The following is a 14,769-nucleotide window of genomic DNA, read 5'->3' as shown; positions in this document are numbered from 1 at the left end:
CTGTCCCCCGTGAAGCACGTCATCGCACTCGATGTAGGCGGCACCGGCATGAAGGCCGCGCTGCTCGCCCAGGACGGCTCCGTGCTGTTCGAAGCACGCCGACCGACCGGGCGGGAGCACGGCACGGACGCCGTCGTCGCCACCATCCTCGACTTCGCCGCCGAGCTGGCGCAGGAGGGCCGCAGCCGCTTCGGCACCGGCCCCCTCGCCGCCGGCGTGGCGGTGCCGGGGACGATCGACGAGAAGAACGGGATCGCGGTCTTCTCCGCCAACCTCGGTTGGCGGGACCTGCCGATGCGCAAGCTGCTCGGCGAGCGCCTCGGCGGCCTTCCGGTCGCCCTCGGCCACGACGTCCGCTCCGGCGGGCTGGCCGAGGGCCGGATCGGCGCCGGGCAGGGCGTGGACCGCTTCCTCTTCATCGCGCTGGGCACCGGCATCGCCGGGGCGATCGGCATCCACGGGGCGATCGAGGCGGGCGCGCACGGCTACGGCGGCGAGATCGGCCACGTGGTGGTCCGCCCCGGCGGCCCGCAGTGCGGCTGCGGCGCCAAGGGCTGCCTGGAGACGCTGGCCTCGGCCGGCGCCGTCTCCCGGGCCTGGGCCGAGGCCACCGGCGACCCGGAGGCGGACGCGGCGGCCTGCGCCGCGGCGGTCGACGCCGGGGACCCGCGCGCCCTGGAGGTGTGGCGGACCGCGGTCGACGCGCTGGCCGACGGGATCGTGCTGGCCCAGAGCCTGCTCGACCCCTCGACGGTGATCGTCGGCGGCGGGCTGGCCGAAGCCGGTGACACGCTCTTCACACCCTTGCGCGCAGCGGTGTCCGAGCGGCTGACCTTCCAGATGCCCCCGAAGGTCGTTCCCGCCATGCTCAAAGACACCGCCGCATCCCTGGGCGCGGGCCTGCTCGCCTGGGATCTGCTCTCCATGGAGGTGACCGCGTGAGCGCGGACCGAACTGCACTTGCCGGAGCCCGACTGGTCCTGCCGGGCGGTGTGATCGAGCACGGGCGGCTGTCCGTCGAGGGTTCGCGGATCGCGGGCCTCGGCGGGGAGACCGAGCCGGGCGACGTGGACCTCACGGGCTACACCGTCGTCCCCGGCTTCGTGGACCTGCACGTGCACGGCGGCGGCGGCGGCTCCTACGCCTCGGGGATCGCCGAGGAGGCGCTCACCGTGGCCCGCACCCATCTGGCCCACGGCACCACCACCACCATGGCCTCCACCGTCACCGGGGAGATCGACGAGCTCTGCCACCAGGCCGCCGTGCTCTCCGAGCTGGTCGAGGACGGCGTGCTGGCGGGCGTGCACTTCGAGGGCCCGTTCATCTCGCACAACCGCTGCGGCGCGCACCGCCCCGACCTGCTGCGCGACCCCGACCCGGCCGTGGTGCGCAAGCTGGTGGACGCCGCCCGCGGCACCGCGAGGATGTTCACCCTGGCGCCGGAGCTGACGGGTGGTCTGGAGTCCGTCCGGATGCTCGCCGACCTCGGCGTGATCGCGGCCGTCGGCCACACCGACTCGGACTACGACAAGACCCTGGAGGCCGTCGAGGCCGGGGCCACCGTCGCCACCCACCTGTTCAACGCGATGCCGGGCATCCAGCACCGCGCCCCGGGCCCGATCGTGGCCCTGCTCGAGGACGAGCGGGTCACCGTCGAGCTGATCAACGACGGCGTGCACCTGCACCCTTCGGTGCTCGACCTCGCCTACGGCACCGCCGGTGCCGAGCGGGTCGCCCTGATCACCGACGCGATGGGCGCGGCCGGCATGGGCGACGGCCTCTACCCGCTGGGCCCGCTCCAGGTCCGGGTGGAGAACGGGGTCGCCCGCCTGGTCGAGGGCGGCTCGATTGCCGGCTCCACCCTCACCCTGGACGTCGCCTTCAAGCGCTCGGTCACCGTCAACGGTCTGACGCTCAACCAGGCCGTCACCTCGCTGTCGACCGTCCCGGCCCGCCTGCTCGGCCTGGACGACTCGATCGGCACCCTGGAGGCCGGCAAGAACGCCGACCTGGTCGTGCTCGACTCCGAGACCTACGACCTCGTCGCGGTGATGCGCCGCGGCGAGTGGATCGTCGGCGCGGACCGCTTCAGTCGGGCCCACGCGGCCTGACCGGGGCCTCCTGACCCTCCGGGAGAGGTGAGCAGCGGATCTGCGTCCCGCTGCTCGCCTTCGGCCCGGACGGTCACGGACTCCCTCGCGGTCACAGACCGGGGTCGACCCCGTTCGGGGTGACCGCGATCTGGTCGAAGAGCACCGCGCCGGCCGGGCTCCCGGGGGCGGACTCGATCGTTATCGTGTGCTCGCCCGCGCTGGGGACCTCGGCGCTTATCCAGGAGCCGAACCAGGCCTGCTCAGGCTGGAGGCCGGCCTTGTAGTTCTTCAGGTTGATCGGGGTGTAGGTGGGCTTGCCGTCCACCTTCACCACCGCCTGGGCGTCCGCGCCGATGTTGTTGAAGCGGATCGACACCCGGTAGGTGGCCGCCTGCGGGACGGTGACCTTCCAGCTCACCACCGCACCGCCCGCCAGGCCGGTGACGTAGCCGCCCTTGCCCTTGGCCCCGCCCACCGAGTTGGCCACCGCCGCACCGCCGGAGAGCTGCAGACCGCTGAAGTCGGCCACGCCCGCGCCGTTGACCAGCGGCGAGGCGCTCGGGTTCGGCGAGGCGGACGGCGACGGGCCGGTGCTCGGCGTGCTCGCCGCGGCGCTGCCGGTGGAGCCGGAGGCGTTCTTGTCGCCCTGGCCGGCGTCACCCCTGGAGAGCGCCACGCCGGCCCCGATGGCGATCGCGGCCACCACCGCGATGGCGCCGATGACCACGCCCTTGCTCCGCCCGGCCGGAGCCTGCTCGCCCGGCTGCGGGCGGGAGTGCTCGGCGTACCGGGCGTGCTGCTGCGCCCCCTGCTGGTGCGGTAGCTGCTGCGCCGTCGGCTGGTAGGCGGCCTGCGGCTGCGGCGGCGGGTACTGGGCGCGGCCCACCTCCACCGGGCGCGAGTACCCCGCGGACCTCGGCTGCTCGGCGGCGGACTCGCCGTCGGCGGGCCGGTAGAGGTACGCGAAAGGGTCCTCCTCCGTCCGGTCCTCGGACGCTCCGTCACTTCCGGCCGTCGTCACGGTGGTCAACTCCCCATCGCAGCACACGTGCGGCGGCCCGTCGCCGCACGGGCGAATGAACGCTCGTACCGGGGAACCCTACCTGCCCGGCCCGATGCCGGGGAAAGCCGTCCACCGCCGCGCACACGGTCGGGGGAACGGGTGGAGAAACGGTGCGCCTGACACTCCGTCAGGGCGTACCCCGGGCGGCCGCCCGCCGTTCGGACCCCGTCCGACCTGCCGCTTTCACCCCGCGCGCCGGTGCGAACGCTCGCCCCGCGCGCCCCGCGGACTGCCGCCGCGCGCCCGCTTCTCGTCGTACATCCGCTCGTCGGCGACGTGCAGCACCTCTTCGATCGACATGCCGCAGCCGGCCCAGCCGATGCCGAGGCTGACGCCGACCCGGGTGGTCCGGTTGTCGATCCGCATCGGCGGGATGATCGCGTTGCGCAGCCGTCCGGCCAGGTCCTTGGCCTCCTCGCGGCCGATCCCGTCGGCCAGCACCACGAACTCGTCGCCGCCGAGCCGGGCCACCGTGTCACCCTCCCGGACCACCTGCTGGAGCCGCCGGGCCACCTCGATCAGCACCCCGTCGCCCGCCTTGTGGCCGAACCGGTCGTTGATCGACTTGAAGCCGTCCAGGTCGCAGAAGAGCACGGCCAGGCCCTTCTCCGCGGCCGGGCCGCGCGGCCCGGAGCCCCAGAGGTCACCGCCGGCCGGCAGCTCGGAGGGGATCACCGTGTGCACGTGGTCGGCCGGCACCTCGACGTGCTCGCGGACCCGCCCGAAGGCCTCCCGGTCCAGGCCGAACGCCTCCCGCTCCAACCCCCTGGCGGGCCCGTCAGCGGCCCCGTGGCCGTGCGGCAGGGCGACCGGGCCGCCCCCCACCTCGAAGCCGCCGTACGAGGCCACCTGCCCGGCGTACGCGGGCTCGCCGTCCAGGCGCTCGGGGCCGGCCTCGTGCGCCGCCACGCCCGCCGGGTCCAGCGGACAGATCCGGCGGCCCAGCCTGGCCCGCAGCTCGGCGCTGTTCGGCAGCCCGGTCAGCGCGTCGTGGCTGGCCCGGTGCGCCAGCTGGAACTCGTGGCGCTTGCGCTCCTCGATGTCCTCGACGTGGGTCAGCAGGAAGCTCGGCCCCTCGGCCGCGTCCGCCACCACCGAGTTGCGCAGGCAGACCCACTGGTAGCCGCCGTCCCGCCGGGACAGCCGCAGCTCGGCCCGCCCGCCCTCGGCGCTGGTGCGCTGGAGCAGCTCCAGGTCGTCCGGGTGCACCAGGTCCGCGAAGCGCTGCTGGCGCAGCGTCGCCCGGGGCCGCCCGAGCAGCCGGCAGAGCGCGTCGTTCACCCTGGTCAGCTGGCCCATCGCGGCGCCGTGCAGCTCGGTGATGGCCATCCCGCTGGGCGCGTACTCGAAGGCCTGCCGGAAGCTCTCCTCGCTGGCCCGCAGGGCCTGCTGCTCCTTCTCCAGTCGGGCCAGCGCGCGCTGCATCTCGGCCCGCAGCCGGGCGTTGCCGATCGCGATCGAGGCCTGCAGGGAGAACATCTCCAGCGCCTCCCTGGTCCACGCCCCGGGCCGCTTCCCGCTGCGCGGGCGGTCCACCGAGAGCACGCCGAGCAGGTCTCCCCCGGCGCTGTACATCGGGGCCAGCAGCACGTCCTGCGGATGCCAGTCGTTCACGTACACCGGCAGCGGGCCGTCCCCGGTCCAGCTCGGGATGTCGGTGCCGATCGCCCAGCCCCGGTCGTACGGCAGGAAGCGCAGGGTGCCCCAGTGGTCGCTGACGCTCAGCATCCGCTCCCAGGACTCCCGCGAGCCGACCTGGCCGAGCAGCACCGCGGGCCCGCCGAAGGCGCTCTCCTCCAGCTCCCAGACCGCCGCCACCACCAGATCGCCGTCGGGCCGCACCAGGCTGACCGCCGCCGCGTCGAAGCCGAGCCCGTGCACCGCGCCCTCGACCACCGCCTGGAGCGTCCCCGCCAGGCTGCGGGCAGCGTTGAGGTCCGCCACGACCCGGTGCAAGGTGCGGAGGGTCGCGAGGCGGACGTAGGGCTCCGACTCGGCTTCCATGCGGGGGCTCCCCGGCTGCTTCGGATAGGTCTTGATGGTTATCGTCCGATTGCCAGAAGAACTGAATCACAGGGAGCACAACGTTCGGCACGCTCGGTCAACAATAGGTCACCACTTGTGACCCAAATCACACCATGCGCATGACCGTAAGCGCAGCTCACAGGCCCTGTGCGGAACATCACTGGACAATCCGGACCATTGGGTGGTCGGCTCTTCGCCACCACCGCTGAAGCCCGCTGCCCGCCGTAGGGCCCCGCGTCCTCACCCCCAGGGGTGAGGACCTGCGCCGCCCGGGGAGCACCGCTTCAGTCCTCCGGCCCATCGGTCCTAAGACCACTGCCCGATGCCGCCCACCCGGTCGGCCGACTACCGTGCGGTACGTGCAGACGTCCCCGCAGTCCACCGTCACCCAGGCCGCCACCCCCGACGAGTTCCGGGCCGCGCTCGGCCACCTCGCCTCCGGCGTCACCCTGGTCACCGCCCACGACCCCGAGGACGGCGAGGACGCCGGCATGACCGCGACCTCGTTCCTCTCGGTCTCGCTGGAGCCCCCGCTGGTCCTCGTCTCGGTCCGCACCGACTCCCGGATGGACGAACTGCTCGCCCGCACCGACCACTGGGCGGTCTCCCTGCTCGGCGAGGCGCACCGCACCGTCGCCTCCCGGTTCGCCATGAAGGGCCGGCTCGGCGACCGCCTGCTGTTCGCCGACACCCCGCACCACCGCGGCCCGCACTCCGGCGCCCCGCTGATCGACGGCGCCCTGGCCACCGTCGAGTGCCGCACCGTCCAGCGCGTCGCCGCCGGCGACCACACCCTGCTGATCGGCCACGTCCTCGCCGCGGCCGTGCCCGCCCCCGGCGCCGCACCGCTGCTCTACCACCGCGGCGGCTACCGGCACCTGGCCTGAGGCCCCGTCAGTAGTCGGGACGGCTCCGGCCCTGCTTGAGCTGCGAGCGGTGGCGCTTGTTCTCCAGCCGGCGCTCGATCATCCCCCGGGTGGGCTTGGTCCGGCGGCGGGTCTTCGGCGGCGGCGCGGTGGCCTCGCCGAGCAGCGCGGCCAGCCGGGCCACCGCCATCTCGCGGTTGCGCAGCTGCGACCGGTGCTCGGACGCCTTCACCACCACGAACCGGCCGTCCACCAGCCGGCCCGCGAGACGCTCCAGGGCGCGCTCCTTCCACACCGGCGGGAGCGCGGCCGACCCCGCGAGGTCGTAGCGGAGCTCCACCTGGGTGTCCGAGGTGTTGACGTGCTGGCCACCGGGGCCGGAAGAACGGGAGAAGCGCCACAGCAGCTCGGCGTCGGGCACGACCACCGATCCCCGGACGCGCAGAGGCTCAGGCATGCCGCCATCATCCCGCCCGGGTCACCCGGTCGAAAGTGGTTATCCCGGGGGCGCGAGGAACTGCGCGAGTGCGGAAGGCGGACCAGCGCGAGATCGGGGCAGGCGAGCCAGTTGCACGTGCTGCCGTTCCCCCGCGCGCCCACGCGGCGGAGCCGCACATCAGCAGAGCCTCGCGCCCCCGGCATCACCACGTACGTCCCTCGCGTGCCCTGGGGGAGAATGTCGGCGTGATCGAGCTCGGGTACTCCCTTTCCAACCGCTTTCCCGACCCGCCCCAGACGGACTACCGGACCGCCCCCGTGCGGGCGCTGCGCCACGACCTGTTCTGCGGCGACGTCTACCTGGACGCGGACGGGGCCGAGTTCTCCACCAACTGGAGCTGGGTGCCGGTGCTGGACTTCGCCTGGGCACTCTGCGACACGGTCGAGGAGCTCGACCGCGACCCGCGCGGCAGCCGGTCCGCACTCGTCCAGACCTACGACCTGGACTTCACCCAGAACACCGAGCTGCTCCGCTTCGCCCGCCGCTTCGGCCTGGTCGAGGTCAGCGCCACCTGGCTGCCCGAGGAGCCGCCGGCCGTCGTCCGCCACGAGGACCTGCGCCGGGAGGCCCGGGACTTCCTGCAGGACGTGCTGGCCGACCTGTTCGACCTGCACGAGGGCCTGGCCGACAACCCGAACATCTGGACCGTGCAGGGCCGCTTCCCCCGGATCTGACCCCTCGTCGGCCCCCGCCGTGAGAGATTTGCCGCGCGGCCGGAACCACCACCCCCGCCGCCCGCGTTCTCACGGGCAGAAGCGACGAAGGGACACCGAAACCATGCCAGTCAGCCTCTCCAAGGGCGGCAACGTCTCGCTGACCAAGGAGGCCCCGGGCCTGACCGCGGTCAACGTCGGCCTCGGGTGGGACGTCCGGACCACCACGGGCGCCGAGTTCGACCTGGACGCCAGCGCCATCGTGCTGAACGCGGAGGGCCGGGTGCTCTCCAACGGGCACTTCGTCTTCTTCAACAACACCAGCTCCCCGGACGGCACCGTGGTGCACACCGGTGACAACCGCAGCGGCGAGGGCGCCGGCGACGACGAGGCGATCAGCGTCAACCTCGCCAACCTCCCCGCCGAGGCGGCCCGGATCACCTTCCCGGTCTCGATCTACGACGCCGACAACCGCAAGCAGAGCTTCGGCCAGGTCCGCAACGCGTACATCCGGGTGCTCAACTCGGCCGGCGGCGCCGAGATCGCCCGCTACGACCTCTCCGAGGACGCGGCCACCGAGACCGCGATGGTCTTCGGCGAGCTCTACCGCAACGGCGCCGAGTGGAAGTTCCGCGCCGTCGGCCAGGGCTACGCCTCCGGCCTGGCCGGCATCGCCCAGGACTTCGGCGTCCAGATCTGAGACGCGGTCCAGCACGAAGGGGCGCCCCCGAGGGGGCGCCCCTTCCGCGTGTGCGCGCGGTCCAGCGGTCCAGCGGTCTAGCGGAACTCGGCCCGGAGCTCCGCGACCGAGATCACCTCGGTGTCGTCGTGCGGCGTCAGGTCGACCACCTCGGGCCGTCCGTGGGCGGCCGCGACCTCCTCCGCCGGGGCGGCCGTCACCGGCTGCTCCACGGAGGGCTGCGGGGCCGCGTAGCGGGCGCTCTCGGCCACCGCCTCGTCGCCCACCACGTCCGCCAGGTCGGCCAGGTCCTCCACCCCGGACGGGGCGGCCGGGGCCTTGGCGGCCAGCTCGGTCACGCTGCCGACCGAGGGCGCCGGAGCGGCGGCCCGGACGGCGGCGCCGGCCGCACCGGCGCGGCCGAAGAAGCTGAAGTTCTGCCCCCGTGCGGCCGGCCGCGGCCGCTGCCGCACCACCGGAGCCGCGGCCACCGCAGTGCCCTCCGCCGCCCCCGGGGCGGTCAGCACCGGACGCTCCGGCACCGCGCCCAGCTGACGGACCGTCGCCTGCACCGGCGCGGCCGCGGGTGCCGGGGCGGCACCGGCCGGCAGCGCGGGCGGACGCGCCGCCCCGGCGGCCCGCTCGGCGGCGGCCCGGCGCTCCTCGGCCCGGACGGCCTCCCGCTCCAGCTGCCGCAGCACCGAGGCCGCGCGGACGTACGCGGCCGGCGAGGCGGGGTACTTGGGGCGCGCGGCGGCCAGCGCGCGCTGGTGCGCCTCGGCCTCCTTGAGGGCCTGCTCGGCCACCAGCACGGCGCGCTCGCGGAGCAGCCGGGCGATCTCGGTCTCGGCCTTGGCCAGCCGGGACTTCTCGGCGGTCAGCCGGCGGCCGAAGCGGGTGGCCCGCTCCTCGGCCACCTCGGCGGCGTACTCGGCCTCGGCGAGCTGCTCCTCGAAGCGCTCCTCGGCCCGCAGCCGCCGGGTGGCGGCCAGTTCGGCGGCCAGCCGGGCGGCGCGGTCGCGCTGGCGCAGCAGCAGGGCGATCCCGACCGCGGCGAGCACGGCGGCGACGCCCAACGAGCGCACCACGAGGGTGTCCGGGCTGGCCACCAGGGAGGCCAGGGCGGCGACGACGAGCACGCCGGCCGCGACCGGCGGCCCGGTGCGGCCGAGGAGGGACGAGTGACGGTGGCGTCCGCGAGACATGCCAAAGAAACTAGCGTGCGAATCGGGGCGCTGTCAGCCTGGCCCCCCATTCCGCCCTTGACACGCCGTCACCGACACTCCCGGTGACGGCGGCCTGACGTGCCGTCAGTACCGGAACGGTGCCGTCAGCGCGCCGACGGTGCGGGCCCGGCCGGCCCGTCGTGGTCCTCCGGCAGCCGGCAGATGTGCTGGAGCCAGAGCGCGGCCGCCACCACGGCGGCCGCCGCGAGCACGGCCAGCCCGGCGGTGATCGCCTGGGAGGCCCGGGCCGGATCGTCCAGCTGGCTGAGCAGGTGGATGCCGGTGCCCGCGTAGACCCCGGCCATCACCGCCGAGACCAGGGCGCTGGCCTGGCCGAGCACCACCGCCCGGGCCGCCCCGATCGGGTCGACCCCGCGGGCCCCGCGCTGCCGCTCACGGGCCGCCTTCAACCGGGACCGCAGCGAGAGCGCGGTGGCCAGCAGCACCACCGCGACCGCCGCCAGCACGATCGGCGCGGCGGCGGGCACCCCGGGCAGGTGCCCGAGCGAGTCCCACAGCCGGGCACCCGCCCAGGCCAGCGCGGTGGCCACGGCGGCGATCAGCAGCAGCAGACGGAGGCGGAGCGGCTTCACACGGGTCCTTCCAGCGGAGATGACGCCCAGTCAAGCAGAGACCGGCCGGGCGCGGACCGGACAGCAGGGCCAACGTGCGCCCCCGCCGCCCGGTTCCGGGGACGCGGCCCCGACCCCGGCTACTCCGGCAACCGGAGCTGGATGTCGTCGCGCCGCAGGACCTCCTGGCCGGGCTCCTCGGCGACCGTCTTCAGCAGGTCGGCCACCCGGCCGAGGCCGGGCAGCTCGGCGTCCGGGTCGGCGTCCTGCCAGGGGGCGAGCACGAAGGCCCGCTCGTGGGCCCGCGGGTGCGGCAGCAGCAGCACCGGGTCGTCACTGGTGACGCCCTCGTAGGCCAGCACGTCCACGTCCAGGGTGCGCGGGCCCCAGCGGACGGTGCGGACCCGGCCGAAGGCGTCCTCGACCGCGTTGGCCCGCTCCAGCAGGGAGCTCGGCGGCAGGGTGGTCTTCAGCAGCACCACGGCGTTGAAGTACGAGGGCTGCTCGTCCGGACCGCCGACCGCGGCGGTCTCGTACACCGCCGAGACGACGCAGACCTTGAGCCCGGGGGTGTCGGCCAGCGCGTCGACGGCGCCCTGGAGGGTCTCCAGCCGGTTCCCGAGGTTGCTGCCGAGGGCCAGGGCCGCGCGGCGCGGGTCGTGCAGGGTGGATTCGGCGGTGTCGACCCGGCGCTCCAGGTCGAACGTGGTCGGCGAGGCGGTCGGGTCGCTGGTGCTCATCGGTATCCCTCTGCAGGTTCGGTCTGGACGGCGGCGGGCCGCACCGCGAAGGTCATCCGCGGCGCCGGTGGATGGTGATCGTGACGTCGTCGAACGGCACCGTGATCGGGGCGTCCGGCTTGTGCACGGTGACCTCGACCTCCTCCACCGCCTCGTGCTTCAGGCACTGGTCGGCGATCCGCTGGGCCAGCGTCTCGATCAGGTCGACCGGCTCGCCGGCGATGATCGCGGTGACCTCCTCGGCCACCACCCCGTAGTGCGCGGTGCGGGTCAGGTCGTCGCCGGAGGCCGCCGGGCGGGTGTCCAGGTACATCACCAGGTCGACCACGAAGGTCTGGCCCTCGACCCGCTCGCGCTCGAAGACACCGTGGTGGCCACGGGCACGCAGGCCCCGCAGAGTGACGCGGTCCAGCAACTCACTTCTCCCATGTGGACAGGCTCCGCACACGGCGGAGCACCGGGCCGCCCGGCCCGCAGCTCTCGAATCTACCCGCGGACGACGACGAACCCCGACCGTCCTACCCGGCACCGCGCGCCGCCACGCACGCCGGAACGGCCATTGACGTGAACAGTCGGTGCACGTTCCGCAACAACACCGCGGCCCGGCGGATTCCCGCCGGGCTGACGGAGCCTCAGCCCCGTCTCACTCCTCGTCCTCGTCGTCCCCGCTGGTCAGCACGGGCGAACCGTGGTGCGACCAGAGCTTCCAGCCGTCCGGGGTACGCCGGAACAGGTTGGTGGAGACCACCTTGCCGCCGACCAGCGGGCCCAGCTCGCCCTCCTCCTCGGCCTCGCCGCCGGAGAGGATGTTCTCGGTGCAGGTGAGCAGGGCCGTGTCGCCCTGCACCTCGCACTCCACGTCGGTCAGGAAGAACTGGATGTACTCCGTGTTCGCCATGATCAACATGTAGGAGCGGGTCACCTGCGCCCGGCCGCGCAGCACCGGCCAGCCGGGGTGCACGCAGACCGCGCCGTGCTTGTCGTCCGCGTCGTCCGGGCCGAGCCAGGCGTTCTCCACGGCCTCCAGGTCGCCGTTCTCCAGGGCCTCGTACAGCGCCTGGTTGGCCGCCAGCACCGCCAGCCTGTCCAGCTCCGCCTCCGCCGAGGCCCGGTCCCCGACCGACCTGCCGTCACCCGCCATGGTCACTCCCGCCCTTCGCCAAACCGCTACCCCCGGATAGGTCACCGCGCGGCCGCCCGCTGCCAGGCCGCCACCACCCTCACCGCGTCGGCCGTCCCGGCCACGTCGTGCACCCGGACCGCCCACGCCCCGGCCCGGGCCGACAGCACCGAGACGGCCGCCGTGGCGTCGTCCCGCTCCCTGGCCGGGCGCAGCTCGCCCGTTTCCGGGTTGGCCAGCAGCGTACCCAGGAACCGCTTGCGCGAAGCCGCCACCAGCACCGGGCGGCCGAGACCGGTCAGCGCGTCCAGCCGGCCGAGCAGCGCCCAGTTGTGCTCCGGGGTCTTGGCGAAGCCCAGACCCGGGTCGAGCACCAGCTGCTCCTCCTTGACCCCGGCCGCGGTCAGCGCCGCCACCCGGGCCGTCAGCTCGGCCACCACGTCCTCGACCACGTCCCCGTAGACCGCCAGGGCGTCCATGTCCGCGGACTGCCCGCGCCAGTGCATCACCACGAACGGGGCACCCGTCTCGGCCACCACGGCCGCCATCTCCGGGTCCGCCAGCCCGCCCGAGACGTCGTTCACCAGCCGGGCCCCGGCCTCCACCGCCCGGGCCGCCACCGCCGCCCGCATGGTGTCCACCGACACCACCACCCCGGCCGCCGCCAGCTCCTCCACCACCGGGATCACCCGGCGCAGCTCCTCCGCCTCCGTCACCCGCTGCGCCCCCGGCCGCGTCGACTCCCCGCCGACGTCCACCAGGTCCGCCCCCCGGGCGGTCAGCGCCAGCCCGTGCGCGACGGCCTTCGCCGGGTCCAGCCACAGCCCCCCGTCCGAGAACGAGTCCGGCGTGACGTTGACCACCCCCATCACGGCGCAGCGGTCGAGATCAGGAAGGCCGGGCAGCTTGTTCATGGCCCCATTATCGGACCAAGGCCATGCCTTCAGGGGCGCGAGGAACTGCGCGAGGCGGAAGGCGGCCCACCTGCAACTGACCCACCATCAGCCAGTTGCACGTGCTGCCGTTCCCCCGCGCGCAGTTCCCCGCGCCCCTGGGTCGCTGCCCTGCCGATGCGCCGCTTTCGGCCTCAGGCGGCCTTGGTGAGCCGCGGAGCGTCCGGCATCAGGCCCTGCCGCTGCTTGCGGCGCCACGGCGTCGGCAGCCCCAGGGTGATGAAGGCCTCCGCCTGCATCGCGGCGAAGCCGATCCGCGGGAGGTCCCGGGTCTGCGGGTAGACCAGGAACCGCGGCTCCCACTCCGGCTGGAACTTGGCGTTGAACTTGTACAGCGACTCGATCTGGAACCACCGCGAGAGGAAGACCAGCAGCCCGCGCCAGGCCCGCAGCACCGGCCCCGCCCCGATCCGCTCCCCGCGCGCCAGCGCCGAGCGGAACATCGCGAAGTTCAGCGACACCCGCCGCACGCCGAGCGCCGGCACGGCCTGCAGCGCGGCCACGATCAGCAGCTCGTTCAGCCCCGGGTCGGCCGCCCGGTCACGCCGCATCAGCTCCAGCGAGATCCCGTCCGGCCCCCACGGCACGAAGTGCAGCACCGCCTTGAGGTCGTCCGCGTCGGCCGGCTCGCCCTCCTCGGGGGCCTTGTGCGCGGTGACCACCACGCAGGCGTCGTCGCCCTGGTCGCCGAAGCGGCCGAGTGCCATGGAGAAGCCGCGCTCGGTGTCGGTGCCGCGCCAGCGGGCGGCGGCGTCGGCGATCCGGCGCTTCTCCTCCAGGGTCAGGTCACCGACCCGGCGGACCTGGCAGGAGTACCCGTTGCGCTCGATCCGCTTCACCATCTGCCGGACGTTGCGCATGGCGCGCCCGGAGAGCGAGAAGGCCCCGGTGTCGACGATGGCCTCGTCGCCGAGCTCGATCGCGTCGAGGCCGGCCTCCCGGGTCCAGATCTCGCCGCCCTGCTCGGAGCAGCCCATCACGGCGGGGACCCAGGCGTGGGCGCGGGCCTCGGCCATGAAGACCTTGATGGCGCCGGGCCAGGCCTCGGGGTCGCCGACCGGGTCGCCGGAGGCGAGCATCACGCCGGAGACCACCCGGTAGGAGATGGCGGCCTTGCCGGTGGGCGAGAAGAGCACGCTCTTGTCGCGGCGCAGGGCGAAGTAGCCGAGCGAGTCCCGCTCGCCGTGGCGCTCGAGCAGCTGACGGACCTTCACCTCGTCCTCGGCGGTGAGCTCGGGCTCGGGCTTCTCGGGGCGCAGCGCCAGGTAGGCGGTGGTGCCGGCGGTGATCAGGCCGAGCGCGCCGAGGGAGTAGCCGACGTACCAGGCGACCCGCTCGGAGCGGTAGTCGACCGGGCCCTCGAAGCCGACCAGGCCGTAGAGGACGTGCTGGAGCCGCTCGGCCAGGCCGGGGGTGTTGACCTCGGCGCCGTGGCGGACGCCGACGATCAGCAGGCCGAGGCCGACCGAGACGGCGGCCAGCAGGACGAAGGCGGCACCGGCGCGCCAGCGGGTGCGCGGGTCGGCCTTGGCGTAGAACTCGCGGTGGTGGACCAGCATGACCACGAACAGCACCAGCGAGATCACCGCCGGGCCGATCTGGTGCCAGCGCAGCAGGTGCAGCCCGGCGCCGATCGGCAGCAGCACGCAGACGGCCCGCCAGGCGCGGCGCTTGCGGCGGCGCAGCGCGTGCGCCAGCATCACCAGCAGCAGGCCGACCATCAGGGTGCCGGCGGCGGCCAGGGTGGTGGTGCCGCCGGGGAGCTGGCCGGCCAGCCACTGCATCTTGGTGCCGCGCAGCTTCGGGAAGACGGCGCAGGCGATGTCCACCAGGCCGATCAGCAGACAGGTGTACCCCACGGCGCCGGGCAGCCAGGCCCGGGGCACGGCCGCCGCCTGGGTGCGCAGCGTCTGGAGCCGCCGGCGGGGCTGCTCCTGGATCGGTTCAACGGACACGGGCGTACTCACGGGGTGTCAGCGTAGGGGCTGCCGCGGGCAGTTCCGCCCCTCCGGTGGGGGCGTCGTGCGGAACCTTCATGACAAATCCTTGTTCTGGCAATCGGACCGTCAGATGAGCTCCCGGACAGGCTCGTTCCGGGTGCGCGGCGGACGGTGGTGCCCTGGGGACGGGTGGGCGTTGCGACCTGACGGATGCTCGGCCGACGCGTGCGCGGATCGGCACCCGCAGGCGTGCCGCACACCGTGGACGCAGCATTCTAGGCCCCCGGTTGCACCCCTCCTCCCCACCGGTCGGCCACACCCCCGGGCACCCGCCCGGCGC

General features: G+C 74.2%; 15 protein-coding genes. 5 read left to right on the top strand and 10 right to left on the bottom strand.

Annotation, left to right across the window (positions count from 1 at the left end; translation table 11 throughout):
• The first annotated feature begins 9 nt into the window (after positions 1–9).
• Together ACWEPF_RS22270 and nagA are read left to right on the top strand one after the other, a co-directional pair.
• Positions 10–942 (top strand): ROK family protein, encoded by a 933-nt coding sequence (locus tag ACWEPF_RS22270; RefSeq protein ID WP_452173873.1) that lies wholly within the window; start codon positions 10–12, stop codon positions 940–942.
• Complete coding sequence (gene nagA, locus ACWEPF_RS22265; protein ID WP_345283671.1) at positions 939–2,111, top strand: N-acetylglucosamine-6-phosphate deacetylase; 1,173 nt, start codon at positions 939–941, stop codon at positions 2,109–2,111. The genes ACWEPF_RS22270 and nagA overlap by 4 nt, the downstream gene beginning before the upstream one ends.
• Positions 2,112–2,202: 91 nt before the next feature.
• Here nagA and ACWEPF_RS22260 read toward each other — a convergent pair whose 3' ends face one another.
• Positions 2,203–3,123: a hypothetical protein gene (locus ACWEPF_RS22260; RefSeq protein WP_452173872.1), complete on the bottom strand. Its 921-nt coding sequence runs from the start codon at positions 3,121–3,123 to the stop codon at positions 2,203–2,205.
• Positions 3,124–3,339: 216 nt separating this feature from the next.
• Positions 3,340–5,160 carry a diguanylate cyclase domain-containing protein gene (locus ACWEPF_RS22255; RefSeq protein WP_452173871.1) on the bottom strand — a complete coding sequence of 607 codons (1,821 nt, stop codon included), beginning with the start codon at positions 5,158–5,160 and terminating at the stop codon, positions 3,340–3,342.
• Positions 5,161–5,540: 380 nt separating this feature from the next.
• On the opposite strand from ACWEPF_RS22255, the gene ACWEPF_RS22250 reads away from it, so the two are divergent.
• Positions 5,541–6,068 (top strand): flavin reductase family protein, encoded by a 528-nt coding sequence (locus ACWEPF_RS22250; RefSeq protein WP_345283665.1) that lies wholly within the window; start codon positions 5,541–5,543, stop codon positions 6,066–6,068.
• A gap of 7 nt (positions 6,069–6,075) precedes the next feature.
• On the opposite strand, the gene arfB is transcribed toward ACWEPF_RS22250, so the two are convergent.
• Positions 6,076–6,504, bottom strand: a complete 429-nt coding sequence (arfB, locus tag ACWEPF_RS22245; protein ID WP_345283663.1) for an alternative ribosome rescue aminoacyl-tRNA hydrolase ArfB — start codon at positions 6,502–6,504, stop codon at positions 6,076–6,078.
• 227 nt (positions 6,505–6,731) lie between these two features.
• Between arfB and ACWEPF_RS22240 the strand changes: the two genes are divergently transcribed.
• Together ACWEPF_RS22240 and ACWEPF_RS22235 are read left to right on the top strand one after the other, a co-directional pair.
• Positions 6,732–7,220: a hypothetical protein gene (locus ACWEPF_RS22240; protein ID WP_345283661.1), complete on the top strand. Its 489-nt coding sequence runs from the start codon at positions 6,732–6,734 to the stop codon at positions 7,218–7,220.
• A gap of 103 nt (positions 7,221–7,323) precedes the next feature.
• Positions 7,324–7,899 (top strand): TerD family protein, encoded by a 576-nt coding sequence (locus ACWEPF_RS22235; RefSeq protein WP_345283659.1) that lies wholly within the window; start codon positions 7,324–7,326, stop codon positions 7,897–7,899.
• 77 nt (positions 7,900–7,976) lie between these two features.
• On the opposite strand, the gene ACWEPF_RS22230 is transcribed toward ACWEPF_RS22235, so the two are convergent.
• The 7 genes from ACWEPF_RS22230 to ACWEPF_RS22200 form a co-directional block, all read right to left on the bottom strand.
• Positions 7,977–9,083 carry a hypothetical protein gene (locus tag ACWEPF_RS22230; protein WP_452173870.1) on the bottom strand — a complete coding sequence of 369 codons (1,107 nt, stop codon included), beginning with the start codon at positions 9,081–9,083 and terminating at the stop codon, positions 7,977–7,979.
• A 125-nt stretch (positions 9,084–9,208) separates the two neighbouring features.
• On the bottom strand, positions 9,209–9,697 hold the full coding sequence (locus ACWEPF_RS22225) for a DUF3180 domain-containing protein (RefSeq protein WP_452173869.1): 489 nt from the start codon (positions 9,695–9,697) through the stop codon (positions 9,209–9,211).
• Positions 9,698–9,816: 119 nt separating this feature from the next.
• Positions 9,817–10,416, bottom strand: coding sequence for a 2-amino-4-hydroxy-6-hydroxymethyldihydropteridine diphosphokinase (folK, locus tag ACWEPF_RS22220; RefSeq protein WP_452173868.1), 600 nt, complete (start codon positions 10,414–10,416; stop codon positions 9,817–9,819).
• A gap of 52 nt (positions 10,417–10,468) precedes the next feature.
• Positions 10,469–10,828, bottom strand: coding sequence for a dihydroneopterin aldolase (gene folB / locus ACWEPF_RS22215; protein ID WP_345283962.1), 360 nt, complete (start codon positions 10,826–10,828; stop codon positions 10,469–10,471).
• 231 nt (positions 10,829–11,059) lie between these two features.
• Positions 11,060–11,557 (bottom strand): nuclear transport factor 2 family protein, encoded by a 498-nt coding sequence (locus ACWEPF_RS22210; protein WP_452173867.1) that lies wholly within the window; start codon positions 11,555–11,557, stop codon positions 11,060–11,062.
• A 41-nt stretch (positions 11,558–11,598) separates the two neighbouring features.
• Complete coding sequence (folP, locus tag ACWEPF_RS22205; protein ID WP_452173866.1) at positions 11,599–12,450, bottom strand: dihydropteroate synthase; 852 nt, start codon at positions 12,448–12,450, stop codon at positions 11,599–11,601.
• A 173-nt stretch (positions 12,451–12,623) separates the two neighbouring features.
• Positions 12,624–14,375, bottom strand: coding sequence for a phosphatidylglycerol lysyltransferase domain-containing protein (locus ACWEPF_RS22200; RefSeq protein ID WP_452173882.1), 1,752 nt, complete (start codon positions 14,373–14,375; stop codon positions 12,624–12,626).
• Between the last annotated feature and the right edge of the window lie 394 nt (positions 14,376–14,769).

The sequence above is a fragment of the Kitasatospora sp. NPDC004289 genome, assembly GCF_053602875.1.
This window is presented reverse-complemented; position numbering and strand designations above follow the sequence as displayed.